This is a genomic window from Pseudomonas sp. MAFF 730105, from assembly GCF_055380705.1.
Genome location: NZ_AP018438.1, coordinates 3,417,737 through 3,442,346, shown reverse-complemented (window position 1 = coordinate 3,442,346; position 24,610 = coordinate 3,417,737). Strand labels below are relative to the sequence as shown.

Below are 24,610 nucleotides of genomic sequence, written 5' to 3'. Positions count from 1 at the left end.
GCGAAGTTTGGTGCAGGTCCTGCCTCGGAAATTATTAACCGGCAGGGACAAAAATGGAAATCGACGCAAATCCCCTTGTGGGAGCGGGCTTGCTCGCGAAAGCGGTGGGTCAGTCTATGTTGGTGTTGGCTGTACCGACGCTTTCGCGAGCAAGCCCGCTCCCACAGGGGGGCTGTTGTGTTCTTGAGTGACAGACCACCAACCCGGCAATAAGTGCTGCACCCGGGCTTCGCCGAACCGGTCATCGATCAGCATCACCACCCCACGGTCCTGTTGGGTGCGGATGACGCGGCCCGCGGCCTGGACGACTTTCTGCAAGCCGGGATACAGGTAGGTGTAGTCGTAGCCGTCGCCGAAAATCGCGGCCATGCGCTGTTTGATCTGTTCGTTGACCGGATTCAACTGTGCCAGCCCCAGGGTGGCAATGAACGCGCCGATCAGTCGCGAGCCCGGCAAGTCGATGCCCTCGCCGAACGCACCGCCCAGCACAGCGAAGCCGATGCCCTGGCTGTGTTCCATGAACCGTTCGAGAAAGGCCTGTCGGGACGCTTCGCCCATGCCCCGGGATTGGGTCCAGGTGGCAATGTCCGGGTGCCGCTCGGCGAACAGCCCGGCCACCTGCTGCAAGTAATCGAAGCTGCTGAAAAAAGCCAGGTAGTTGCCGGGGCGCTCGCCGAACTGGCGCGCCATCAACCCGACAATCGGTTCCAGCGAAGCCTGGCGGTGGGCAAAACGGGTAGAGATCCGACTGACCACCTGAACGTCCAGTTGCCCGGCATGGAAGGGTGACTCCACATCGATCCACACCGTGTCCGCCGGCGTGCCCAACAGATCGGCGTAGTAGTGCCGCGGGCTCAGGGTGGCTGAGAACAGCACGCTGCTGCGGGCCGCCGTGAGTCTTGGCCGCAAGAAACCGGCTGGCACCACGTTGCGCAAGCACAAGGTGGACAGGCTGCGTTGACGGCCGAGTTCACGCTTATGGATGTCGAACAGGAAATGCTCGTTGAACGATTCCGCCACCCGACCGAACTGCAAGGCCTCGAAGTAGAACGCCTGCAAGTCGCTGTCCAGGCCCTGGGGATGGTCATTGAGGTAATCGCCGATGGCCGTGGTGCACTGGGACAGCGCCTGGAGCAGTTTCTCCGGAGGTTTTTCATAGGCCTGATAGGCCGCCACCTGGGGCGCATGCAAGGCGTTCCATTGTCGATTGACCCGCTGCAAGGCTTTCTTCAGGGCTTCGGGAGCGGTTTTGCGCACGGCGGCCAGCGTGGACTGGTCGAGGGTCGCGCTGTACATCTGTCGCCCCCGTTCCACCAGGTTATGTGCCTCGTCCACCAGGGTCGCGACGGACAGGCCATCGGCCTGGGCCAGGACGAACAGCAAGGCGCTGAAGTCGAAATAATAGTTGTAGTCGGCGACGACCACGTCGGCCCAACGGGCCATTTCCTGGCTGAGGTAGTACGGGCACACTTCATGGGCCAGCGCAATCTCGCGCAACGCGGCCTGATCGAGCAAGGTGAGCCTGCTGGCGGCCTCGCGGGCGCCGGGCAGGCGTTCATAGAAGCCACGGGCCAGTGGACAGGATTCGCCATGGCACGCCTTGTCCGGATGCTCACAGGCTTTGTCCCGGGCGATCATCTCCAGGACCCGCAACGGCATCGACGGTGCGCTTTGGGTGATCACCCGCGCGGCATCCAGCGCCAGCTTGCGTCCCGGCGTCTTGGCCGTGAGAAAGAACACCTTGTCCAGTCGCTGCGGCGTCAGGGCCTTTAGCATCGGAAACAGCGTACCGACGGTCTTGCCGATGCCGGTGGGCGCCTGGGCCATCAGGCAGCGTCCGGTGCTGACAGCCTTGAACACCGACTCGGCCAGGTGCCGCTGCCCCGGCCTGAAGCCGGCATGGGGAAAGGCCAGCGCCTGTGCGCCGGCATTGCGCGCCTGGCGGTGAGCCATTTCCTGTTCGGCCCAGGCCAGGAACAACGCACACTGCTGTTCAAAGAAAGCCTCGAGCTGCGTCGCCTCGAAGCCCTGCGTCAGGCAGGTTTCCTTCTCACTGACGATGTCGAAATACACCAGCGCCACGTCGATGCGCGACAACTGCAGCTTCTGGCACATCAGCCAGCCGTAGATCTTCGCCTGGGCCCAGTGCAGCTGGCGATGATTGGCCGGTTGCCTGGACAGGTCGCCGCGATAGGTCTTCACCTCCTCGACGCAATTGCGGACCGGGTCGTAGCCGTCGGCCCGCCCCTTGACCCGCATGCTCCGGTAACGGCCTTCAAGGCTGATCTCGGCCTGATACGTCTCGTTGCGCCGGGACGCCACGGTGCGGTGGCCAACGATGCCTTCCAGTGCCGTGGGCGACGGGGTAAAGCGCAGATCCAGGTCACCGGTCTTGGCAGTGAACTCACATAACGCCCGCACGGCGATGCTGTAGGCCGGTTCCGGGGTCATGCGCCCTGCTCCATCCACTGCACATGGCAGACCGCGACGGGCATCCGGTGCTCGTGACAGAACGCCAGCCAGCGCAACTGATTGTCCTGCAAGCGGTCGCCGGGGCCTTTGACTTCGATCATGCGATACGTCTTGTGCTGCGGCCAGAACTGGATCAGGTCCGGCATGCCGGCACGGTTGGCCTTGATGTCCAGCAGCAGGCGATTGAACCAATGCTTGAGGTGTTCGGCGGGCAGGCAATCGAGTGCCTGATGCAACAGTTCTTCAGACATCGCGCCCCAGAACACGAAGGGCGACTGGATGCCCCATTTCTCTGCATAGCGACGGACGATGGTGTCTCGATAGCGTCCGTCGTCGAGTTCCGCGAGGCAGGTCGCGAACAGCTCGGCACGGCGCACAGGGAAATCCTCGTTGAGCAGGTCCACCGGGCCGCGCTGGAACGGATGGAAAAACGCCCCCGGTAAAGGCGCGAAAATCGCCGGCCAGCACAACAGGCCGAACAGTGAATTGATCAGGCTGTTCTCGACGTAATGCACCGGGGCGGTTTCGTCGTGCAAATGGGCCTGGACGTGATACTCCACCGACACGGCCGGATCGATTCGGGGCAGATGCAGGTCCAGCCGTTCCACCTCCCGGGCCACGGCACGGGGCACCGGCGGTCCGCCCAATTTGCGCTGCAAACGCGGTACGACCCTGAGCAATGCCTGGGTCTCAGCGGCATTTTCCGGCGCTAGCGCAGCCGCCTCCCCCAGCTCCAGGGCCAAGGCGTACTCGCCGATGCGCTCCAGCACGCGGATCATCCGCAACCGTGTGCCGGGGTAGGTGCAGTCGCGATAGATGCACAGGGCCAGGGCAAAATCGGCGATGCGTTCGGCGTGCTGGCCGATCTGGAACAGCAACTTGCCCCGGCGCCGCTCCAGCCATGGGTTGTCCAGGGTCAGCGCGTTGACCTGAACGACGATGTCCTCCGGCGGCTCGCCCGTTTCGAAGCGCTGCTGGCACTCGTGCAGGAACAGGCAGGCATCGACGTCCCCGCGACTGCGCAAGCCGCGGGATTCGGCGCTGAACGCCACGGTTTCGTAGGTGAAAATGCCCAGGTCCGCCAGCACGAACTCTGACCAGTCCTGATAGAGGTTGCCAAAGAACATCAACCGCAGCCGGTCGCAGGTTTCCATGATCGTCAGGCTGTACAGCCGGTCTTGCAGTGGCGGGCACCATTGATTGAATGGCCGTGTTTCGTCCAGGCGGTCATCCAAGGCCTGGAGCCACTCGGTCTTTTTCGCCTTGGGGCGTTCGATCAGGTGGCCCAGGCACAGGATGATTTCCGGTTTGAGCAACACCTCGAACAACTCGGCAAGGTTCAGGGGCCGTTGGTCCTGCACCCAGCCCAGGGTCAGCAGCGGCTCGACCGCCGCGCTAATGTCGCCGATTTCCAGGTACTGCAATTTGCTGCGCCGAAAGCGTACCCCCTTGCGCATCACCATGCGCACCAGCAACCCCTGGGACGGGCGTGGCAAGGACGCGAAATCGTCGATGAACCGCTGCTCCTCGATGCTGAGCACGTCGGCATAGCGTTGCGTCAGCCAGGCAAGCACCTGCTGGAAATTGTTCAGGTAGTAAAAGGGATCGTCGAGAGGGTTGGCTGTCACGGAAAGAAGCGCCACGGGTGCTGGAGTACTGGTTATGCGTACAGATACCAGTTACGGACAGCACGGGCAACTGCAAAGGATGAGTGGTCCCCTCGATTAAAAGGTGAAATCCTGTGGTCGACGATGAACTTTCCTACAGTAAGCGGGACCAATGGCGGTTGATTACAGTGATGGCGCGGCCGGATCAGCTGCGTCCTTTTGATCGAGAGGTATGGATATGAACATCAGATTCCTGGGCCTGCCCTTGGCTGCCGCAGCGCTCCTGGCGCTGGCCGGTTGCTCGACGCCGACCGTCGTGACCTTGCAGAACGGTACCCAGTATTTGACCAAGGACACCCCTAACACCCGCACTTCCGACGGGTTCTACGAGTTCGAAGACATTGCCGGCAAGAAAGTCCGGGTGCGCGCCGACGACGTGGCGACGATTCGCAAGGAAGATTGAATCTCTTTGGACTTACCCGGGATGACGATGGCATAGCTGGCATCACTTGCGACTGCACTACCGCCATCGCGAGCAGGCTCGCTCCCACAGGGGATCTGCGGTAATCACGGAATCACAGTCACCGCCGGACAATGTAGGAGCGGGCTTGCTCGCGAAAGCGGTGAACCAGTCGCTTAAAGATGACTGTACTGCCGCCATCGCGAGCAAGCTGTGCTCCCACAGGGGATCTGCGGTGGTCATGGAATCAAAGTCAGCCCCGGTCCATGTGGGAGCGAGCCTGCTCGCGATGGTGGCACATTCGATATCAATGCAGGCAGATCCACCGCTATCGTGAGCAAGCTCAGTTCCCACAGAGGTCAGGGTTCGATACGGGAATCAGGCAACCACGATGTTGTCTCCAACCTGCCCCACCCCTACCCCCACCAAGGTCACGGAACTGTCGCCCACCGTGAGCAACGTATCGGCACCCACCTGCGACAGGTGCTGGCTGTAGTCATAACCCGCCCCGGCCCCCTGTACGCCAATGAACACCAACTTGTCTCCCCCGTCGTAGCCGCTGATCCGGTCCTGGCCGAACACGCCGCTGAAGATGAAGGTGTCGTTGCCGCCACCCGATTGCATCACATCATTGCCTGAACCGCCGACGAAGGTGTCGTTCCCCGCACCGCCCACCAGTCTGTCGTTACCGCCCAGGCCGAACAGCCAGTCACCGGTCGCCCGTGCCACCAGGGTGTCGTCAATCGCGCTGCCGTTGACCGATGAGGCATACGCCGTCAGGTTGCCCCCGGCCACCAGGCCGTTGGCGGTCACGCTGTGGCTGACCTCATCCTTGAGCATTCCCCAGAGCGATCCGGGCTCCTGGCTGACCAGCGTACCGATGTCACGGGTGATGCTGATCCCGCCATGAGCATCACGCACGTACAACGTACCGGCCCCATCATGGGCAAAACTGAAAGCCTTCACCGATTGCTGCAGGTGCAAACTGTTGTTGCCCTGCCCGCCCAGGATCACGTTATAGCCGCCGCCATCGCGGAACGTATCGTTGCCGGCGCGGCCTTCCAGGTAATCGTTGCCCTGGCCGCCCTGGATCAGATCGGCCTGGTCGCTGCCAATGATGAAGGTGCTGCCGGTGTGGGCTTCGGCATTGCGATTGAGGTCCTGCACCCAGGTATTGCCCCGTGCCGGGTCCGACAGGTTGGCGACGATGACGGTGGAGTCCTTTTCGGTCAGGTCGTAGAACGCCGAGCCCATGATCCGGCCCATGCCATCGCCGTAGCCGGTGGGCAGGTGGGAAATCCAGGTGGGGATGTTGAGGATGGAAAATGGCAACACGTTCCAGGCCGTCGAAGCGTAGTGATCATTGAAGCTGACAATGTTGTCAGTGGTCGATTCCCGCTGCGCATCGTGCACACCCACCGACGACAGATTGAACGCCGAGCCGTCCAGCGCCCGGAAGACCGGGTCGTTTTCATAGCCGATGTTCAGCACTTTGTCGGTGCCACTCTGGGTCGGTGAGGCATAGGCGACGTAGTTGGCGCTGTTGTAGAACCCCGACCACTTGCCCGCGCTCAAGTCCGCCATGCTGTTGACCGCCAAGCCGCCCAGGCTGTGACCGCTGACCAGTACGTCCTTGCCCGTCAAACCGTGGGCCTGGGCAAACTTGGCGACATCCCCGAGCAGGTTGCCGAAGGCTTCACCGGCGTAGTTTTTCGCATAGTCCTTGGGACCCAGGGCGGCCATCAGGTCGTTGATCACATCACCTATGGAGTCGGTGATCAGGTTTTCCCGGGGGCCGCTGGTGCCACGAAACGACACGCCGATTTCCTGCAGGTGTCCATCAGCGTCGTACTTGCCAAGGATCTCCACCTGCGCGGTGGTGTAACCGGTTTTCTCGCCAAAAAACGTTCCGCGACCATCCACCTTGCCGGTATAACCCAGTTGCGAGGCGCTGATGGGGGTCCATCCGGCCTTTTGCACCGCTTCGAGGGCAAGCTTTTCCGAGTCGGGGTTCCACGGCACGCCGGGAATCACTCCTTGGGAGTCGGTGCCGCCCAGCAGCGCCGTGACCAGGGTTGCCGGCAAACCGGCGCCGAAACCATTGTGCTGGTACCCGGAGGCAAAGCCGTTGTCGAGGTTATGGTAGGAATACAGCATGATCGCCATTGCATCGCTGACCAATGCCTTGGACTCGGTGGTGCCGAGGTTCTTGTAATCGTAGATACCCAAGTGTTGCTGCCTCTCTTTTTGTTGTTGGAATAGGTGCAAAGTGAAGCGGTCTTCCGGTCATTTCTCCCGGGCTCAAAACTGCCAATCCAACGTCAGGCCCACGCCATGGCTTTTATCCCGGGCACCGAGCAGGCCGTTGTAGTCCAGGTTGACGCGCACATCCTTGGCCACCGCGAGCCCGGCCCGAGCGCCGATCACCGCCGCGTTGCGGTCCATGGACACGCTCTGCACCGCGAAAGTGTCCGCGCTACCGGCAAACGCCAGGTCCTGTTCGGAACGGGTGTTGCTCAAGTTGTGCTGCCAACCAAGGGACCCGGAGAGTTGCAATTGCTGCGTCTGCGACAGCGCCAGGGTATGGCTGGCCCGCATGCCCAGCGTCGACAGCAGTGCATCGCGACGGTCGTCGCCACCGTGCAGGGCTGCGCTGTCGCCTTTCTCATGGAAACTGTCGCTGTCCAGGTGCACGTAGGCCAGGTTGGCGAACGGTTCCAGGGCCACGGGTCGCAGGTCGAGGCGATACGCCGCTTCGGTGAAGAGCTGGCCGGTGCGGGCATCGCGCTTGGTTTTCTCCCGGCCACTGACCTCGGCCCACTGCAACTCACGTTTGACGTCGATGCGATGCCAGCTGTAGGCGCCACCGACGGTCAGGCGCAGCGCGTCGACCTCATGCCCCAGGTAAGCCCCCAGGTGATAGCTCTCGGCATCGGCCGACGAATGCGTGCCATCCCCCATGCTCAATGAACTGTCGCTGTATCCGGTGACGAAGCCCAGGCGTGTCCGTTCGCCGATCAAGCCGTCGCCACCGATCAGCAGCCCGCCGATGGAGCTGTTGGAGCTGGCGTTGTCATGCCCCCCATCGCTTTTGCCCCAGGCGCCGAGTGCCTTGACCCAGAGGTTGCTGTCGGCATCGGTTGGCGTACTGGCGTCGTACAGTGCGTCCTGGCGCAGGCGATCACCCACGGCGTCTCGCAGGTAACGGCTGTGGTTGATCAACAGTGTGCCGATGGCCGGATGGATCTCGCCGGACAATTGCTGGAACGCCTGTTGCGCCACGGCGGTGCTGGACGACAGCAACAAGGTTTCGTAGAGGGCGTTGCCGGCGCCCAACTGCTCCGCCGCAGACGCTACGGAACGCTGGTTGGGGGTCAGGCCAAGGCTGCTGAAGGACGTCGCGTTGCGCGCCACCGTCAGTTGAACACCGCTGGCGGAGTACGCCAGGTTTCCTCCCAGGAACGCATAGTTGGGCAGTACCTGGCCAAAACGCCCTTCGATACCGTCGGCCGCCTGCAGGATGTCGAGCTGGCGCCCCAACAAACTGGTCACTCCGCTGGCGGCCAGCAGCGTCGGGCTGTTTTCCAGGGACAGCGACACTGTCGCGCCGTCGACCGTGGCCTTGCCGCCGGAAATGATCAGGTCGCTGGAGGTCGGCGATACTTCCACCGCGTAGGTCGAGCCTGGTTGGAAGGTCACATCCCCGGCCACCTGCAACGTGCCAATGGAATTGCCCGGCGCCACGCTGCCGCCCTGGTTGGCCGTCAGGCTGGCAATGCGTCCGTTCCCGCCCAGCACACCGCCGTCATTGACGGTCACGGCCGACGCCAATGAACCGTTGATTGCCAGGCGTCCCTCGTTGACCAAGGTCGGCCCGCTGTAGGTGTTGTCACCGGTGAGTACCAAGGTGCCGATGCCTTCCTTGGTCAGGCCACCGTGACCGGTTATGTCGTTGCGCCATACATCCAGCCCGCACTGGATTCCGCTGCACACCCGTTCCGTGGGTTTGCCGGCATCGACGATCGCGCCGACGCCCGGCAGGTCCGCCACGAATTGCCCGCTGCCGTAGGCGCCGTCCACGCGGAACTCCACCGGAATGTCCTGCTCGGTCACCAGCATCGATGGACCGTCGATGGCCTTGCCCAGGTTGATCATGCCCCAGCCGTACAGCGAATCGACGCCAGGGGCGCCCATGTCGGTGGCCGTGGTACGCAGCACGCTGGCGACCTGGGCGCCGGTCATGTAGGGGAAGCGCTCCATCAACACGGCCACACTGCCGGCGACATGGGGCGCCGCCATGGAGGTGCCGCTCTTGTTGCCGTAGCCGACCGTCAGGTCATCGGCGTTGGTGCCGCCGATCACGGCGCTATAGACCCGGGTGCCTGGCGCCGATACGCAGAAACTGGCGGTATAGCCACAGCGCGACGAGAAGGTGCTGATGGTGTATGGATCAGGGCTGCTGGTATCGGGGTTGATCTGAAGGGCAGCGACCGTGAGCCAGTTCGGCGCGATGTCCGGCACGAAGTACGCCAGGCCCGCGATGGCGTCGGGGTTGTTGAGGTTGTAGTCGTTGCCGGCGGCGAAAATGGTCACGATTCCACTGCGAGCGGCGGCGATGGCGCCTTCGTAGGCGCCGCCCGGCCGGGTGCCCAGCAGCGGCTGGATCTGGTCGAACTGCAGTTGCGCGTCCTGCACGGTGAAGTGCGGGAAGGCTGGGTCCCGGCCGCCCTGGTCGAAGCGGTCGGTGATGCCGATGCCCCAACTGTTGTTGATGATCCGCGCGCCGCTGGCGATCAGCGCATCCCAACCGGCCTTGTACACAGCACCGTCGTTGCCCAGGATGATGCCGTCCTCGGGGCCGGGGTCACCGTTGTCGGCGCTGATGATCTGCGCATCGAACGCCACGCCGTGCATCGGGCTGCCGTCACGGCTGCCGGCGGCGATCCCGCCGACATGGGTGCCATGGGAGCCCAGCTTGCCATCGGAGCCCACCGTGGGAGAGCCGTCGTAGCGGAATGGGTCACCGGCCTTCACCGGAATGTATGGGTCGGTGTATTCGCGGATGCCGCTGGTGACCAGGGTCACGACTTTGTCGGTGCCGGAAAATTCCGGATGTGCGGCATAGACCGGCTGGTCGAAGATCCCCAGCTTGACGCCCTTGCCGGTATAGCCAGCGGCATAGGCCTGCTGCGCATTGATCGCACCCAGCCCCCACTCGGCGTTGAATTCGGCGCTGCGCCAACTGTCCGGGTCCCCGGACCTGCCACCCTCGACATAAGGCGCCGCCTGGGCCGTGCCCAGGGTCGCCACCGCGCAGAGCATGGCCTGATTCAAGGTTTTGAGCAGGAACAGGCTACGTGTTTTTCCGGGGTACTTTTTGTTATCGATTTTCATGAACCATCCTTAGTTGTTGCAAAGTCCTGTGGTTTTTGCCGCTCTTTGTCGCTTAGGCCCCTGTGGCTCAGCTGGCTGGCACTGGCTCCTGTGGCGAGGGGATTTAGCGGGTGACAAACGCCTCATCCACCTTCGCCAGGTCCTGCTCCCCCAACGTGCCGGCGTAGTAATGCAATTTGACCCAGGCCATGAGGTAGTCATAACGGGCCTGGGCGAGGTCGCGGCGGGTGGTGTAGAGCTGTTGCTCGGCGTTGAGCGCGTCAAGGTTGACCCGCTCGCCGCCAAGAATGCTTTGCCGAGTCGACACCACCAGCGCTTCGGCGGAGACCAGGGCTTTCTGGTAGGCCCGCAGTTTGTTCACCCCCGACACGCAGGCGCTGAACTGCCGGCGCAGTTCGATCAGGGTTTCCCGGGTCTTGGCGTCCAGCTCGTATTCGGCCTGTTCCATGGTGCGGCTGGCCTGGCGGGTCGAAGCTGACACCCCGCCACCGGCATACAAGGGCACGCTGACTTCCAGGCCAATGGTGTTGGTGTCGTAGCGCTGGTTGTAGGTGTTGCCGCTTTCCGACTCGTTCTGGCGCATCGTCGCGTAGGCGCTGACCTTGGGCAGATGCCCGGCGCGGTTGCGCTCTACCTCGTAGCGCGCCACGTCCACGGCCTGGCGCTGGGAGGCCAGGTTGGGGTTGTTGCTCACAGCCAGTTCGTGCCAGGTATCGAAACCGGCGGGCTGCAAGGCGAAGGTCTGGAAGCTTTCGTTCAACGGCGCCAGGTCGCCGATGGCCAGGGTGGGCACGCCGATCAGCGAACCCAGCTCACGCAGGGAGGCATCCTGTTCGTTGTGCGCTTCGATTTCTTCGGCGGTGGCCAGCTCGTAGCGCGACTCGGCCTCGAGGATATCGGTACGGGTGCCTTCGCCCTGGCGGAACAGATGCTCGTTCTGGCGGAACTGCTGTTCGAAAGCCTTCTTCTTGGCCTGGGCAATGTCGATCTGGTCCTGGGCGAACAGTGCCTGGGTGTAATGGCTCAGCACCCGCACCAACAACTCCTGGCTCTTGCCGCGGAAATTCTCATCGGCGAACAGCGCCTGCGCCACCCCTTTGCGATAGGCCGCGTAAGCCTCGTAGTCCAGCAGCGGCTGTTGCAGGGTCAGGCTGGAGCCGTAACTGCTGTAGTTGCGATCGTCATGCTGGCTGGCACCGCGGTCATTGAGGTAGGTGACCTTGGACTGGTTGCGGCCCTTGTTGTAGCTGTAGCCCAGGTGCGGCAACAGCCCGGCGCGGCCAATGGCACGATTCTCCAGGCCCGCGTCGCGCTCCTTGATCGCCCCGAGGTAGACCGGGTCGTTGCGCAGGGCCTGTTCGTAGAATTCGAACGGCCCCATGGCCCAGGCAGGGTTGCAGGTAGAAACGGCCAGCAGTGCCAACCCGTAGAAACACTTCATACAGCGGACATCCTTATTCCTCGGTCAACGCAGAGCCGGCCCGGTCGAGCAGCGGTTTGAACAGGTAGTTGAGCAGCGAGCGCTCGCCGGTGCGCACGAACATTTCCGCCGGCATCCCGGGCTTGATCACCAGGCCATTGAGTTTTTCCAGCGCCGCATCGCCAACGCTGCTGCGCAGCACGTAGTACGGCGTACCGGTTTTTTCATCGATCATCTGGTCGGCGGACACCAGGCTGACCTCCCCCGAAACCCTTGGTGTGCGACTCTGGTTGAAGGCGGTAAACAGAATGTCCACTGGCAGATGGATACCGACCTTGTCGATCAGGTTCACCGGCAGGTGCCCTTCCACCTCCAGCCGGGTGCCCTGGGGCACGATCTCCAGCAAGGTGTCGCCCTGGCGCACCACGGCGCCTTCGGTGTGCACCCCCAGGTTAACGGCGATGCCATCGGCGGTGGCGAGGATCTCGCTGTGTTGCAGCTCGAACCCGGCCGACGCGAGCTGCTGTTGCAGGGTTTCGCTCTTGAGCTGGGCCTCGGCCAATTGGCTGCGGACTTCCTTCTGGTACTCCTCGCTGTGTTGCTGCAGCTTCAGCCGAGACTCGATGATCCCCTGCTCCACCCGACCGCTTTCGCCGCTGTTCTGCGCCAGTTCCTGCTGCACCTGGGACAATTGCCGTTGATAGTCCAGCAGACGGTTGCGCGGGATATAGCCGTTATCCGCCAGGGGTTGCAGGTTGCCCAGTTGCTGGCGCAGGGACTCGGCCTGGGCCGTCAGGTCGCCACGGGCCCGGCGCATCCCCGCTAACTGCGCGGTGGCACCTTCGATGCTGGCGCGCAACGCGGCCTGCTCCCGAGCGAAGGCTTCGCGACGACTGCTGAACAGTTGTCGCTGCCCTTCGAGCACCAATGCCAGGCGTGGGTCCGGGTCCTGGCTCAACGCGCTCGGAAAACTCACTTGTGCCAGGTTGTCCCGCTCGCTTTGCCAGCGCGCCAGGCTGGCCCAGGCCATCCGGTACTGGGCTTGCAGCGATTGCACATCCGCCGAGGCCTGGGTCTGGTCGAGGCGAAACAGCGGTTGCCCTTGCTTGACCGCTTCGCCTTCACGCACCAGGATCCGGCTGACCATGCCGCTGCTCATCGATTGCACGGCCTTGCGCTTGCCGGAAACCACCACCGTGCCCTGCACGGGAATGCCCTGATCCAACGGGGCCAGGCTCGCCCAGGTAAAGAAGCTGCCCGCGCCAAGGATCGCCAGGGCCCAGCCCATGCGCATGAAGAAGCGGGCGTCACGTTCGGGGTGCTCGTGGAGTCGACTGTGTTCGAGGTTCATGTCGCGATCCTTGCTCATGCGTTGCCGGGTTTGCTGGCGGCCTGGTATTGACGACTCATGCTCAATCCGTTGGGCGTCGCCTGGGGTTTGTCTCGCGGAGTGTCCGATTGGCCGGACAGCGCCCGCAGCACTTCCTGGCTCGGTCCGAAGGCTTGCAACCGACCTTCGTTGAGCACCAGCAACTTGTCGGCCTGAGCCAATGCCGAGGAGCGATGGGTCACCAGCACGACGCTGCTGCCCTGGGCTTTCAGCTGCGCGATGGCGCTGGCCAGCGCCGCCTCGCCGACGGTGTCCAGGTTGGAGTTGGGCTCGTCGAGCACCACCAGGCTCGGCCGGTCGTACAGGGCCCGGGCCAGGGCAACCCGTTGTTTCTGCCCGCCGGACAATCCGCATCCGTCCTCCCCCAACACCGTGTCGTAGCCTTGGGGCATGCGCAGGATCAGCTCATGCACACCGGCCTGCTGCGCGGCAGCGACGACTTTCTGTGGGTCGGCCTCGCGAAAGCGGGCGATGTTCTCGGCGATGCTGCCGCTGAACAGCTCGATGTCCTGGGGCAGATAGCCGATGTAGGGGCCGAGTTGGTCACGGTTCCAGCGATGGATATCGGCGCCGTCCAGGCGCACCGCGCCACCGAGGATCGGCCACACGCCCACCAGCACACGGGCCAGGGTGGATTTGCCGGAGCCCGACGCGCCCAAGACCCCCAGCACCTCGCCGGCACCGAGACTGAAACTGACTTGATGTAAGGTCGCCTGGCGTTGCCCCGGCGGTCCGGCGCTGACCTGTTCGAAACTCACCTGGCCCTTGGGCGGCGGCAGCGGCATCCCATCGTCCTCGGGCGGATAGGCCTGCAACAGTGCGTCGAGACGACGATAGGCCAGCTTCGCGCCGCTCCACTGCTTCCACACGGCAATCAATTGATCGATGGGGCTCAATACCCGGCCCATCAGGATCGAGCCGGCAATCATCATCCCGGCGGTCATGTCGCCCTTGATCACCAGCAGCGCCCCCAGACCCAGCACGAGCGATTGCAGGCACAGGCGCAAGGTCTTGCTGAAGGCGCTGATGACCGCGCCGGTGTCGCTGGCCTGGTTCTGCAAGCCGAGAAAGCGCGAGTGCACGGCAAACCAGCGGTTGCGCAGCGCGTCGAGCATGCCCATGGCCTGGATCGATTCGGCGTTGTGCAAGTGGCTGGTGGCCAGTTGACTGGACTGCTGCGAGTAACCGCTGGCCTGCCCCAACGGCTTGCGGGTCATGACCTCGTTCAGGCATGCCAGCCCGATGAGCAGCAGCGTACCGATGCTGGCGAACACGCCTAGCCAGACGTTGAACAGATAGATCACCAGCAGATAGACCGGGAACCAGGGGGCGTCGAAGAAGGCGAACAGCGCCGGCCCGGTGACGAACTGGCGCAGATGGGTCAAGTCGCCCAGGGATTGCCCGGCGTTGCCTTCGCCCTGCAGCAGGTTGCGCTCGAACGCCGCTTTGTAGACCTGGAGGTTGAAACGCCTTTCCAATTGGCTGCCGATGCGGATGACGATGAAGCTGCGCACCATCTCCAGCAGCCCGATGAAGACAAAGAACCCCACCACCATCAACGACAACATCACCAGAGTGGTTTCGTTTTGCGAGGACAATCCGCGGTCATACACTTGAAGCATGTAAATGGAAGGCGCAAGCATCAGGACGTTAATCAGCGCGGTAAAACAACCGACACTGAGCAGGATGTTTTTATAATCGCCCAGTGCCTTGAACAGCGGCACCGCGGTGGCGGTCTTTGCCCTCTTCATCATTCTTCCCTGCTATTGGCTTCGCCACAGAGTTGGCAAACACTTGAACTTGCCAATCTTTCAATAATTGAACCTGAGCACACCAAAGTGCACGCCTGATAGAACAAGCGCGCGGATTATTGGTAAACAGGCTCAGGCCGTACACATACGTTAGCGAGCGTTCTCTTGGATATTGCGCTCGAGCGTAACGCTCAGTCCTGACTTCAAATTGACTTGATAAGAATGGCCTTGGCGTAGTCCCAGATGAACTCTGGCCTCTTGTTTGCCAAGCAGCGAAAGACCATCGGGTTCCGGAAACCAATGAACCGGCTCATCCCCGAGCCAATGGCCCAGGCAATCGGTTTGCCCACCCACGGTCTGGTCCGCTTTGAGTTCGATGATGCAGATATTCGACGGCTTGTCCTGCAATGCCTGGGTTTGCGCATTGTCCTGGGGGCCTGCCAAAACGGCCCGCCACTGACCGGCCAATTGAGAGGGTTCTGCTAACAACAGGCTGCGCGCCATGGCGACTTCTCCAGAAAACAGCATCAACGTAGCGAGTAACCAGGCGATTGCCGAGAAGCTACAGGGCGTAAAATTTTTTTCCATCTTGTCCATTCCAACGGAGCTCCCGTAGGAGCTGGCGAAGCCTGCGATCTTTTTGCTCATTTGAGCCTCGAATGAAGATCGCAGGCTTCTCCAGCCCCTGCGGGGTGGTTCAGGCCACGATGTCCGAAATCGCTGCCTGGCCGACGGTACTGACCAGGAAATCGGCCACGCCATGCCCGGAGAAGTCCACCGACAGCAGGCTGTTGCCACCCGATGTCGACAGCACCGCATCACCCGCCGCGCCGGTGAACGCGTTCACGAAGTGCAGGCCCGCACCGTTGGTGATACCGGTCAGGTCGATCTTGTCCAGGCCGCTGACGAAATCGAGGATCTGGTCCGTGGCACCCGGCCGAGAGTCGGAGCTCGCGGCGAACACGAACGTGTCGGCACCCGAACCGCCCGACAGCTTGTCCGCACCGCCGCCGCCCCAGAGGATGTCATTGCCGGCTCCCCCCTTGAGCTCGTTGGCCACTTCGTTGCCGATCAGCAGATCGCTGCCCGAGCCGCCGATGGCATTTTCGATGGTGGCGCCCTGGGCGATGGACACGTTGCCCACCATGCCGCCAACGTCGGAGAACGAGGCATCATTGAGGTTTATTTTCTGGTTCTGGGTGAAACCGGAGAAGTCCAGGGTATCGCGACCGCCCGCATCCCATACCGAGAACACCACCTTGTCCGACGAGGAGGACGCACTGAGGAAGTCGCGGCCGGCGTTGGAATTGAAGCCGTAGGTGGTGTCACCGGTACGGGTGCTCATGTTGGCACCGTAGAGCTTCTGGATCGCCGCGATGTCGTCCATCAACGGGCCCGAAGAGTAGGCTTCCACTCCGCCCTTGCTGAAGTTCTGGTCGGTATTGCTTTCGCTCCAGTAGCTCATGACGCTGTAGCCACGGGTGTCCTGGCCGTACGTGGCGTCATCGTAGGTCGGGCTGCCTTCGCCGGCGTTGTAGTCGCCAGGGTGCGCCAGGCCCAGGGTGTGGCCGATTTCGTGGGTCAGCGTCTGCCGGCCATAGTTGTTCAGGTCCGGGTTCTTGTTCTGGGTATAGCTGCTATTGATCAGGTACCAGGATGTCCCGTCATACCCGGCGCCGGTGCCCGGCAGGTAGGCGAACGCCGCTGCGCCGTCCTGGCCGCCGCTGTAGTTGCCGAAGGTCATGTGCCCGTCGCCACCGCTGCTCTTCTCGGTAAAGGTGACGTTGGCCACGTCCGCCCAGGATTGCATAGCCAACGCAGCCTGGCCCTTCTGCTGGGCACTGAACTGGCTGAAACCACTGATTCCGTGCTTGTTCATGGTGCTGGAGGACGCGGAGGTGAGAAAGGTATAGGTCAGCTCGATCTTGCCGCTGCCGTCCTTGTCCTGATAGGCCGCGCCGTCGCGCAGCAATTGAGTAGCCGCCTCGTCCACTGAGTACGACGGTTTGCCATTGACGGTGAGATTGCCGCCACGGTCGTAATGATGGCTGAAACTATTGATCTGGTTGAATGCATTACTGGGCGCGGCCAATGATTGCGGTGCCCAGAGGAGTTGTTCGGCAGAATCAATAGTGCTGGTTTTGACTTTCGACATAAACACACTTCCTTGTTTGCAATGGAACAGTTTTTGTCAGACAGACAATCTCTGGCGAGATCGTCCTATCACTCGCCCAATTGAGGACGCAAGAAAACTGACACAATTCGAAATCAAACGTCTAGCAATTTTTTCGACGCATATGAACAACAACTCTGACGACACGCGGGGCACTAGGCGCCCGTCCCGTTAATACAGGCAGCACAGCCTCAGGATCAAGAATTGTCGGACAAAACCCTATTTAAATATTAAATATCGCCCTATGTCGAGCAGCACACTTTCAGCAACTAAGTGCCAGTGAAGTGCTATTAATTAATATGAATTAGTGGCCTATTTGCTCCCCAGTGTTGCGCGCGCAAACCTCACGCAAACAACCTCGCAGCCAGCGGTGTACCGGATCGGCATCCATTCGTGGATGCCAGAGCATGGCAATCGTGAATATCGGCACCGGGAACGGCAGCGCAAAGCTGTGCAGGCCGGCGCGCAGGCGGGTGGTATAGCGTTCGGGCACACTGGCGATCAGGTCACTGGACCGCGCGAGCCCCAACGCCGTGGAAAAGCCGGGGACGGTGGTGATGATCTCTCGCGTCAGGTTCAAGGGCTCCAATGCCCGATCGATGGGGCCGTGGTCGAGGTCGCGCAAGGCGACAGCGATATGCCCGCCCTCGGCATAAGCAGCGGCGGTAACCTCGGCCTGGCTCAGCGGATGCCCCAGGCGTACCACGCCGATAAGTCGGTCGACAAACAATGCCTGGGTGCGTAGCTCCGGTCGGGTGTCCTTGTCCACGACGGCGGTTTCCAGGTCCACGGTCCCCTCGCGCAGTGCCGTACTGCTCTTGTCAGCCTTGTCCACGAAGCGCATTCGGACACCGGGTGCCTCCTCGCCGATGCGGGTAATCAGGTCGATCCCGAAGTTTTCCACGAACCCTTCCCGGGTGCGCAGCGTAAAGGTCCGATTCAACCGCCGCAGGTCCGGGGCCTCGACCGGGCGCAGTACTGTCTGGGCATCCTGCACCAGTTGACTGACCTGCTCGCGCAGTTCCAAGGCACGGGGCGTGGCCACCAGCCCTCGCCCGGCCCGCACTAACAGCGGGTCACCGGTGGTATCGCGCAATCGCGCCAACGCCCGGCTCATCGCCGAAGGACTGAGCCGCAGCCGTTGGGCCGCTCGGGCAACGCTGCCTTCCGCCAACAGCACGTCAAGGGTGATCAACAGGTTGAGGTCGGGAATGGACATGGTCAGGCCTCGGGCTCATAGATGGCGTCGTATGCAGCTATAAAGTGCAAATGCTGCGTCTTCCGCCATGTTATGCCCGGGCATATTGTTCTGACAGTCCAGTTTTTGTGAACCGCTCCGGAGAACAGCATGAAACCAGTCCATACACCGCCGGACATTCCCGGCGCTCCCCAAGCCTCCTCATCGCGCTGGGCGTTGACCAGCCTTGCCCTGGCAACCTTGCTCGCCTCGCTGGGCACCAGCGTCGCCACAGTCGGCCTGCCCGCCTTGGCCGAAGCGTTCGGCGCCTCTTTCCAGGCAGTCCAATGGGTGGTGCTGGCTTATCTGCTGGCGATCTCCACGCTGATTGTCAGCGTCGGGCGCCTGGGTGATCTGCTGGGACGCCGGCAACTGCTATTGGCCGGGATTCTGCTGTTCACCCTGGCGTCCGTCCTCTGCGGACTCGCCCCTTCCCTTGGGCTATTGATCGCAGGCCGGACGCTGCAAGGCCTGGGAGCGGCGGTCATGATGACCCTGACCCTGGCCCTGGTCGGTGAAACGGTCGACAAGGACCGAACCGGTCGCGCCATGGGCTTGCTGGCCACGCTGTCAGCGGTGGGCACCGCCCTTGGTCCTTCGCTCGGCGGTACGCTGGTCAGCGCCTTTGGCTGGCACGCCATCTTCCTGATCAACGTACCCCTCGGGCTCCTGACGTGGCTGTTGGCCTGGCGTTCCTTGCCCACCCATCGCCCACAGACGAGTGCCGCAAGACCCGGTTTCGATATCCCGGGCACAGTGCTGCTGGCGACGGCGCTGGGCGCTTATGCACTGGCCATGACCCTGGGACGCGGTCATTTTGGTGGCCTCAATCTCGCCTTGCTGCTGGTGGCGATCCTTGGCGGCGGGTTGTTTGTCCTGGCCCAGCGCCGGGTAACGTCGCCGTTGATCCCCCTGGCATTGTTCCGTGACCGGCTGCTGGTGTCAGGCCTGGCAACGAGTGCGTTGGTCGCGACGGTCATGATGGCGACGCTGCTGGTAGGGCCTTTCTACTTGTCCATCAGCCTTGGACTGCCGACCGCATTGGTAGGATTGGTGTTGGCCGTGGGTCCCTGCGTTGCTGCGTTGACCGGCGTGCCTGCCGGGCGCCTCACGGATCGGTTCGGCGTGCGGCCCATGCGGCTCGTCGGGTTGGCGACCATGGGACTCGGCTGCTTGATGCTGACACTGGTGCCACCTGCGCTGGGCATGGCTGGCTACATCATGGCCATCGTGGTCACCACCTTGGGCTACGCGCTGTTTCAGACCGCCAACAACACCGCCGTGATGGCGGATATACCTGCGCAGAAGCGCGGCGTCATTGCCGGGTTGCTCAACCTGTCGCGCAACCTGGGCTTCTTTACCGGCGCGGCGGTGCTCGGTGCGATATTCGCCTCAGCGTTACCGGCGAGTGGCGTTTCCGCCGCCAGCCCCGAGGAGGTCGCAAATGGCCTGCATTTCACCTTTGTCGTCGCCCTATCGATGGTGATTTTGGCATTGCTCATCGCCCTGCAATACCGCGCACCAGAGCCGCTGACGGATCCCCAGGCGGCGCCGGACAAAGGGTGATGGCATTCTGAGCCCTGACCTTTAATTCATGATGCAGATCAAAAAAAGTGAACCAATCGCAAAACGGACTGAAAAAAGCCACATGACTTTCATTATCCAATGCTATTTTTAGTTCTCACTGGTAGAGCCATGATGGCTCTTCCTTCCTGACAAGAGCAAACGGAAGCGCTTGATGAAGAAGGTGGGCAACAGATGAATAAAGGATCGTTCAGCAAGGTTACGTTTCCCAACGCTTGCCAGCTGATGCGCTGGCATTTCCATCCAATGGGCTTCGAGGCCAGTATGGATGCACCGGGCAGCATGGTCGCCCGGCTGTTCGATCGCGCCAGCGGTGAAACCATGATCGCGATTGCGGGCATCCCCTGCGCGACCGTGATGAACGCCCCTGACGTGGAACGAATAATCGAAGCGGTGGAAGCCGAGCTGGAAGCCTTCGTACCACCGGTTGGTTTGAGGCGGTTCGCCTCCTGAGCAAAAAAGCCCACATTACGTGGGCTTTTTTGTGGGCGCTGTTTCTAAATATGTGGCTAGCCGTCCCGCCGCTATCGCGAGCAGGCTCGCTCCCACAGGGGGTTGGGTGAACACACTGACTGAAGCCATCCCCGGGACCTTGTGGGAGCGAGCCTGCTCGCGATGGCGATCTTCCAGGCAACCACCAGTCCGGTCCAGCCCACTCAACCCCGGGCGCGGCGATGGTCTGCGAAGAACGGTTTGCCTTTATCGATACGGTCCGAAGCCTTGGGCGCGTTTGCGGCCTGGCTGTCCGGCTCATCGACGTACCAGTAGCAATGCTGCACCGCACGGGTGATGCCCACGTAGGCCAGGCGCAGGATCTCGTCCCTTTGCGCCGTGTCGTACGGCTCGGCGTCACCGTCCTGACCCAGCCCAGCCATTCGATAGACCTGATTCTTGTAGGGTGAACGGGTCAGATGCTGGCAGTCGCCCAACAGGAACACGGCATCGGCTTGGAGCCCCTTGGCGCTGTGATAGGTCATCTGCCTCAGGCGCCTCGCATCATAAGGCAAGCTAGAATCCACATTAACTGTTGGCTGAATATACTTTTCTATCAATAACTTATCGCTGCTTTTTCGATACAACATTAATATCGAATCACCCTTGCGATAGTGCTCATCCAACCGCTGGGCCAAACCTTCATCGTCCCGATCCAGCACGTTGACCGGGCTCAGTAATGTGGATTTACCGCCGGCCTTGGCCTTTTTGCCAGGAATCGCAGCCGCCGCACGGACAATATGCTCAGCCGCGTCAATGATGTGCTGATGACTGCGGTAGTTGTCGGTGAGCATCACTCGGGTATTGGCCGGCGACGGAAATTGTTGGGTGAACCCCATGAAATAGCTCGGTGAGCTGCCGCGCCAGCCATAGATCGACTGCCAATCGTCGCCGACACACAGCAATGAAGAATGTTGGGCGCCACGTCCCACGTGCATGGCAGGCCCTCGGCGGCGCACTTCTCGCAGGCTTGCGCGAAGCCAGGAAACGATCTGCGGGGAAACGTCCTGAAATTCATCGATCATCAGGTGCGACATAGGCCTGAGAAGCGCATCGCCCAATAACTTGAAGTTTTCCGGGGAGTGCTCGCTGAACAGCGCAAACATGCGGTTGTAGGTCATGACGGGAGGCGACTGGTCGAGCAGATGGTCTTCGAATGCCCGCCAATAGCGGCTCAACGCCTCGAAAAAATACCGATCAGGGTCATCCTGGGCGAAACACATCCGCCCTACGGCATCCGGGACATCCAGGCCGAGGTTCTCGATAAAACCGGCAGCGGCGACGAAACAATCCAGCAGCGGCGCCGAACTCAGCTCTCCCTTGACCTTGTAATCGAAGCCCGGCCCGGCGCTGGCATCTCCCGCCAATGAGGCTAGCAAACGCTTGGAGGATTCGTAGCTTTCAATCCAAATCAATGGCTTACGGCAAAAAGCTTGAAACAGGGTACGCTTTACCGCCCATTCCGCACGGAGACTCAGCCGCGCGCCTGGACGACTGAGTCGGGCATCCTCCCGCGAATCGAATCCCAGCATGACCCAGGCGTCGAGGGATGGAATGTAACCATGACAATGGAATGTCGAACCGTTGATCTCGAACGTCTGACGCTTGGGCTCGACGCCCTTGATGGGCCACGCCCCGGCACGAAACCACAAATCCTCGATGGCATCGCACAGTTCTTCGTCGCGCTGGGCAGCCAGCTCGGTCACGGCTATGCGCTTCTGCACGTCGGGGTGATCACGCTCCAGCGCCTTGAGCTGAAAAGCGTGCCGGGACAGCGGTTTGATCAGCTCCCGAAAGCGCTCGTCGCGTTGATAAAGGCGGTGGTAACAGGCATTGAGCTGCTGGCGCTGAGCCTCGTTGATGCGCAAGTCGAACGGGTTGCCGTCGGCGTCGTCATCGCCCGGCCCCGTGCGATGGCTCAGGGTTTCAAAGGCCTGGAGCCGCTCGAATCCCGGCAAACTGCGCACCATGGGCAAGATGCGCGAATGAAAGGTCCGTACCAGGTCGCGAGCGTCCTTGGCGCTGACCGTTCGCCCCCACAGGGCAAACACCTCGACCAGCTTCTGGATGAAGTCCTTGCGCGACTCTCGGGTGAACGTCACCACGGTCATCGAATCCAGCTCGAAACCCAGGTACTGGGATAGCAGTACGATGCGCAGCACCAGGGTCGTGGACTTGCCCGCACCCGCGCCGGCAACCACCGAGGTGGAAGGCGTATCGCTGAAGATCATCTTCCATTGAGCTGCACTGGGCTGTGCATGGGCCGGCAGCAATCGGGCAACATCTGCCTTTACGCGTTTCTTGAGTTCGGGGGTCAAGGGCAGGCGCCAGTCGTCAAACAGCAGGTCATCGACCTTGGGAGCCGGGTGTTCCGTATTGCGGAAGTCGCGGATCAACAGGACCTGACGCCCTTCTTCTAAGCCCTCGGCCTTGCCCTCTTTGAAGCCGTAATCGAAACCGGCGGTATGTCCGCTGCGAAAACCATCGGCCTGGCCGTGCAGCCAGGAAGTCCTGTGCTGGGCGCGCAGGCGTGTCAGGCCGTGACCGAAAAAGCGGGCAGCCAGACGTTTGAGCAGCGGCATTTGCGCCAAGGGAAGCAATTCGGGAGGCAGATCGGGAGAGTGTTGCGGCACGCTTTGAGACTCCGGTGTTCAGAACCATGGCCTATGGTGTCTGTATTTACCACGGAGTGCCACCCAAAAGCTTTGAAGTCATGGGGTTAGGCGATGAAGTGAAAGTGGTGTCGCATCGACATGATTGTGGTCTGAACCACCGCTATCGCGAGCAGGCTCGCTCCCACAGGGTATCTGTGGCAGACGACCTTTATACGTACGCAGCAAAACCTGTGGGAGCCAAGCTTGCTCGCGATGACGTCGGCACATTCAACATCGACGTAACTGACCCACCGCTATCGCGAGCAAGCTCGCTCCCACACATGCATCACTTGCCGCTGATAGCGCCATCCACCAGCGTCTGCGCCTCACTCACCAACTGCTTGAGGTGCTCGTCGCCAAGGAAGCTTTCGGCGTAGATCTTGTAGATATCCTCGGTGCCGGACGGACGCGCTGCGAACCAGCCGTTTTCGGTCATCACCTTCAGGCCGCCGATGGCCTGATCGTTCCCCGGCGCGTGACTGAGAATGCTCTGAATTGCCTCACCGGCCAGCTGGGTAGACGCGACCTGATCCGGTGAGAGCTTGCTCAACAGGGCCTTCTGCTGCGGAGTCGCCTTCGCATCGACGCGTACGGAGAACGGCTCCCCCAGTTCGTCTGTCAGGGCGCGGTAGGCCTGGCTTGGGTCGCGGCCGGTGCGAGCGGTCATTTCAGCCGCCAGCAACGCCGGGATCAGGCCGTCCTTGTCGGTACTCCACACACCACCGTCCTTGCGCAGGAACGAAGCACCGGCACTTTCCTCGCCGCCGAAGCCCAGGGAGCCGTCGAACAGTCCATCGGCGAACCATTTGAAGCCTACCGGCACTTCATAGAGACGACGGCCCAGACGCTTGGCCACGCGATCGATCAGCCCGCTGCTGACCACCGTCTTGCCGACGCCGGCATCGGCGCGCCAATGCGGACGGTTCTGGAACAGGTAATCGATGGACACCGCCAGGTAGTTGTTCGGCGCCAACAGACCTCCGGAGGGTGTCACGATGCCATGGCGGTCGTGATCCGGGTCACAGGCGAAGGCCACGTCGAAGCGCTCCTTCAGGCCGATCAACCCCTGCATGGCATGGCTGGAAGAAGGATCCATGCGGATCTGCCCGTCCCAGTCGACTGTCATGAAGCGGAACGTCGAATCCACCTGGGTGTTCACCACGTCCAGGTCAAGGCGGTAATGCTCGGCAATGGCCGGCCAGTAGCGTACCCCTGCTCCGCCCAGCGGATCGACGCCCAAACGCAACCCAGCGGCGCGGATGACGTCGAAATCGATGACATTGACCAGGTCCGCTACGTAGGTATTGAGGTAGTCGTGACGGTGAGTGGTCTCGGCCTTCAGGGCCTGCTCGTAGCTGATGCGCTTGACGCCGGCCAGTTGGTTGGCCAGCAGCTCGTTGGCCTTGGCTTCGATCCACTTGGTGATATGGGTATCGGCCGGGCCACCGTTGGTAGGGTTGTACTTGTAGCCGCCACTCTGCGGCGGGTTATGGGACGGCGTGATGACGATGCCGTCCGCCAGACCCGTGGTGCGTCCGCGGTTGTAGCAGATGATCGCGTGGGAAACCGCCGGTGTCGGAGTGTATTCATCGCCTTCGGCGATCATCACGGTCACGCCGTTGGCGGCGAGCACCTCCAGTGCACTGGCACCGGCAGGGGTGGAGAGCGCATGGGTATCGATACCGACGAACAAGGGCCCATCAATGCCCTGGGCTTCACGGTACATGCAAATGGCCTGACTGATAGCCAGTACATGCCATTCGTTGAACCCCAGGTCGAAGGAACTGCCACGGTGACCGGAGGTGCCGAAAGCCACACGCTGGGTTGCAACCGAGGCATCGGGCCGGCCGGTGTAGTAGGCCGTCACCAGTCGCGGGATATCGGTCAACAACTCTGCCGGTGCCGGCTTGCCCGCAAATGGACTGACTGTCATGCAAAACCTCTGGATGGAGTGGCTTGGGGAATGGGATGCAGTT

The 24,610-nt window shown here is 61.8% G+C and carries 15 protein-coding genes; 3 read left to right on the top strand and 12 right to left on the bottom strand.

Features of this window, described 5'->3' with window-relative positions; translation table 11 throughout:
• Positions 1 to 114: 114 nt before the first annotated feature.
• Positions 115 to 2,451, bottom strand: coding sequence for an ATP-dependent DNA helicase (locus PCOSP_RS15090; protein ID WP_464708849.1), 2,337 nt, complete (start codon positions 2,449 to 2,451; stop codon positions 115 to 117).
• Positions 2,448 to 4,100, bottom strand: a complete 1,653-nt coding sequence (locus tag PCOSP_RS15085; RefSeq protein ID WP_464708847.1) for a VRR-NUC domain-containing protein — start codon at positions 4,098 to 4,100, stop codon at positions 2,448 to 2,450. The genes PCOSP_RS15090 and PCOSP_RS15085 overlap by 4 nt, the downstream gene beginning before the upstream one ends.
• A gap of 217 nt (positions 4,101 to 4,317) precedes the next feature.
• On the opposite strand from PCOSP_RS15085, the gene PCOSP_RS15080 reads away from it, so the two are divergent.
• Positions 4,318 to 4,542: a YgdI/YgdR family lipoprotein gene (locus tag PCOSP_RS15080; protein ID WP_139645640.1), complete on the top strand. Its 225-nt coding sequence runs from the start codon at positions 4,318 to 4,320 to the stop codon at positions 4,540 to 4,542.
• 375 nt (positions 4,543 to 4,917) lie between these two features.
• Here the strand turns inward: PCOSP_RS15080 and PCOSP_RS15075 are convergent, their stop codons facing one another.
• The 8 genes from PCOSP_RS15075 to PCOSP_RS15040 form a co-directional block, all read right to left on the bottom strand.
• Positions 4,918 to 6,768, bottom strand: coding sequence for a polyurethane esterase (locus PCOSP_RS15075; protein ID WP_464708845.1), 1,851 nt, complete (start codon positions 6,766 to 6,768; stop codon positions 4,918 to 4,920).
• A 72-nt stretch (positions 6,769 to 6,840) separates the two neighbouring features.
• A complete protein-coding gene (locus PCOSP_RS15070; protein WP_464711943.1) occupies positions 6,841 to 9,861 on the bottom strand; it encodes an autotransporter domain-containing protein in 3,021 nt (1,006 codons plus the stop codon).
• Positions 9,862 to 10,036: 175 nt separating this feature from the next.
• Positions 10,037 to 11,374, bottom strand: a complete 1,338-nt coding sequence (locus PCOSP_RS15065) for a TolC family outer membrane protein (protein WP_139645636.1) — start codon at positions 11,372 to 11,374, stop codon at positions 10,037 to 10,039.
• 13 nt (positions 11,375 to 11,387) lie between these two features.
• A complete protein-coding gene (locus tag PCOSP_RS15060) occupies positions 11,388 to 12,722 on the bottom strand; it encodes an HlyD family type I secretion periplasmic adaptor subunit (RefSeq protein ID WP_139645634.1) in 1,335 nt (444 codons plus the stop codon).
• A complete protein-coding gene (locus PCOSP_RS15055; protein ID WP_175384793.1) occupies positions 12,719 to 14,494 on the bottom strand; it encodes a type I secretion system permease/ATPase in 1,776 nt (591 codons plus the stop codon). The genes PCOSP_RS15060 and PCOSP_RS15055 overlap by 4 nt, the downstream gene beginning before the upstream one ends.
• Positions 14,495 to 14,644: 150 nt before the next feature.
• Entirely contained in the window at positions 14,645 to 15,082 is a 438-nt protein-coding gene (locus PCOSP_RS15050) for an AprI/Inh family metalloprotease inhibitor (protein WP_139645718.1), read from the bottom strand.
• A gap of 109 nt (positions 15,083 to 15,191) precedes the next feature.
• The gene (locus tag PCOSP_RS15045) at positions 15,192 to 16,649 is read right to left on the bottom strand and encodes a serralysin family metalloprotease (RefSeq protein ID WP_464708843.1); all 1,458 of its coding nucleotides are present in this window, start codon (positions 16,647 to 16,649) and stop codon (positions 15,192 to 15,194) included.
• Between the two features lie 322 nt (positions 16,650 to 16,971).
• The gene (locus PCOSP_RS15040) at positions 16,972 to 17,886 is read right to left on the bottom strand and encodes a LysR family transcriptional regulator (RefSeq protein WP_024778500.1); all 915 of its coding nucleotides are present in this window, start codon (positions 17,884 to 17,886) and stop codon (positions 16,972 to 16,974) included.
• Positions 17,887 to 18,015: 129 nt separating this feature from the next.
• Between PCOSP_RS15040 and PCOSP_RS15035 the strand changes: the two genes are divergently transcribed.
• Complete coding sequence (locus PCOSP_RS15035; RefSeq protein WP_464708842.1) at positions 18,016 to 19,470, top strand: MFS transporter; 1,455 nt, start codon at positions 18,016 to 18,018, stop codon at positions 19,468 to 19,470.
• A 192-nt stretch (positions 19,471 to 19,662) separates the two neighbouring features.
• Entirely contained in the window at positions 19,663 to 19,941 is a 279-nt protein-coding gene (locus tag PCOSP_RS15030; protein WP_003201764.1) for a DUF1652 domain-containing protein, read from the top strand.
• Positions 19,942 to 20,144: 203 nt separating this feature from the next.
• On the opposite strand, the gene PCOSP_RS15025 is transcribed toward PCOSP_RS15030, so the two are convergent.
• Together PCOSP_RS15025 and pgm are read right to left on the bottom strand one after the other, a co-directional pair.
• Entirely contained in the window at positions 20,145 to 22,613 is a 2,469-nt protein-coding gene (locus PCOSP_RS15025; protein ID WP_464708840.1) for a UvrD-helicase domain-containing protein, read from the bottom strand.
• 307 nt (positions 22,614 to 22,920) lie between these two features.
• Complete coding sequence (gene pgm, locus PCOSP_RS15020; RefSeq protein ID WP_464708838.1) at positions 22,921 to 24,567, bottom strand: phosphoglucomutase (alpha-D-glucose-1,6-bisphosphate-dependent); 1,647 nt, start codon at positions 24,565 to 24,567, stop codon at positions 22,921 to 22,923.
• Positions 24,568 to 24,610: the final 43 nt, after the last annotated feature.

Coding starts and splice junctions, on each gene's coding strand:
- PCOSP_RS15060 (WP_139645634.1), bottom strand. CDS start 12,722: ATGAGCAAGGATCGCGACATGAACCTCGAACACAGTCGACTCCACGAG.
- PCOSP_RS15090 (WP_464708849.1), bottom strand. CDS start 2,451: ATGACCCCGGAACCGGCCTACAGCATCGCCGTGCGGGCGTTATGTGAG.
- PCOSP_RS15065 (WP_139645636.1), bottom strand. CDS start 11,374: ATGAAGTGTTTCTACGGGTTGGCACTGCTGGCCGTTTCTACCTGCAAC.
- pgm (WP_464708838.1), bottom strand. CDS start 24,567: ATGACAGTCAGTCCATTTGCGGGCAAGCCGGCACCGGCAGAGTTGTTG.
- PCOSP_RS15070 (WP_464711943.1), bottom strand. CDS start 9,861: ATGCTCTGCGCGGTGGCGACCCTGGGCACGGCCCAGGCGGCGCCTTAT.
- PCOSP_RS15045 (WP_464708843.1), bottom strand. CDS start 16,649: ATGTCGAAAGTCAAAACCAGCACTATTGATTCTGCCGAACAACTCCTC.
- PCOSP_RS15050 (WP_139645718.1), bottom strand. CDS start 15,082: ATGGAAAAAAATTTTACGCCCTGTAGCTTCTCGGCAATCGCCTGGTTA.
- PCOSP_RS15035 (WP_464708842.1), top strand. CDS start 18,016: ATGAAACCAGTCCATACACCGCCGGACATTCCCGGCGCTCCCCAAGCC.
- PCOSP_RS15040 (WP_024778500.1), bottom strand. CDS start 17,886: ATGTCCATTCCCGACCTCAACCTGTTGATCACCCTTGACGTGCTGTTG.
- PCOSP_RS15030 (WP_003201764.1), top strand. CDS start 19,663: ATGAATAAAGGATCGTTCAGCAAGGTTACGTTTCCCAACGCTTGCCAG.
- PCOSP_RS15055 (WP_175384793.1), bottom strand. CDS start 14,494: ATGAAGAGGGCAAAGACCGCCACCGCGGTGCCGCTGTTCAAGGCACTG.
- PCOSP_RS15080 (WP_139645640.1), top strand. CDS start 4,318: ATGAACATCAGATTCCTGGGCCTGCCCTTGGCTGCCGCAGCGCTCCTG.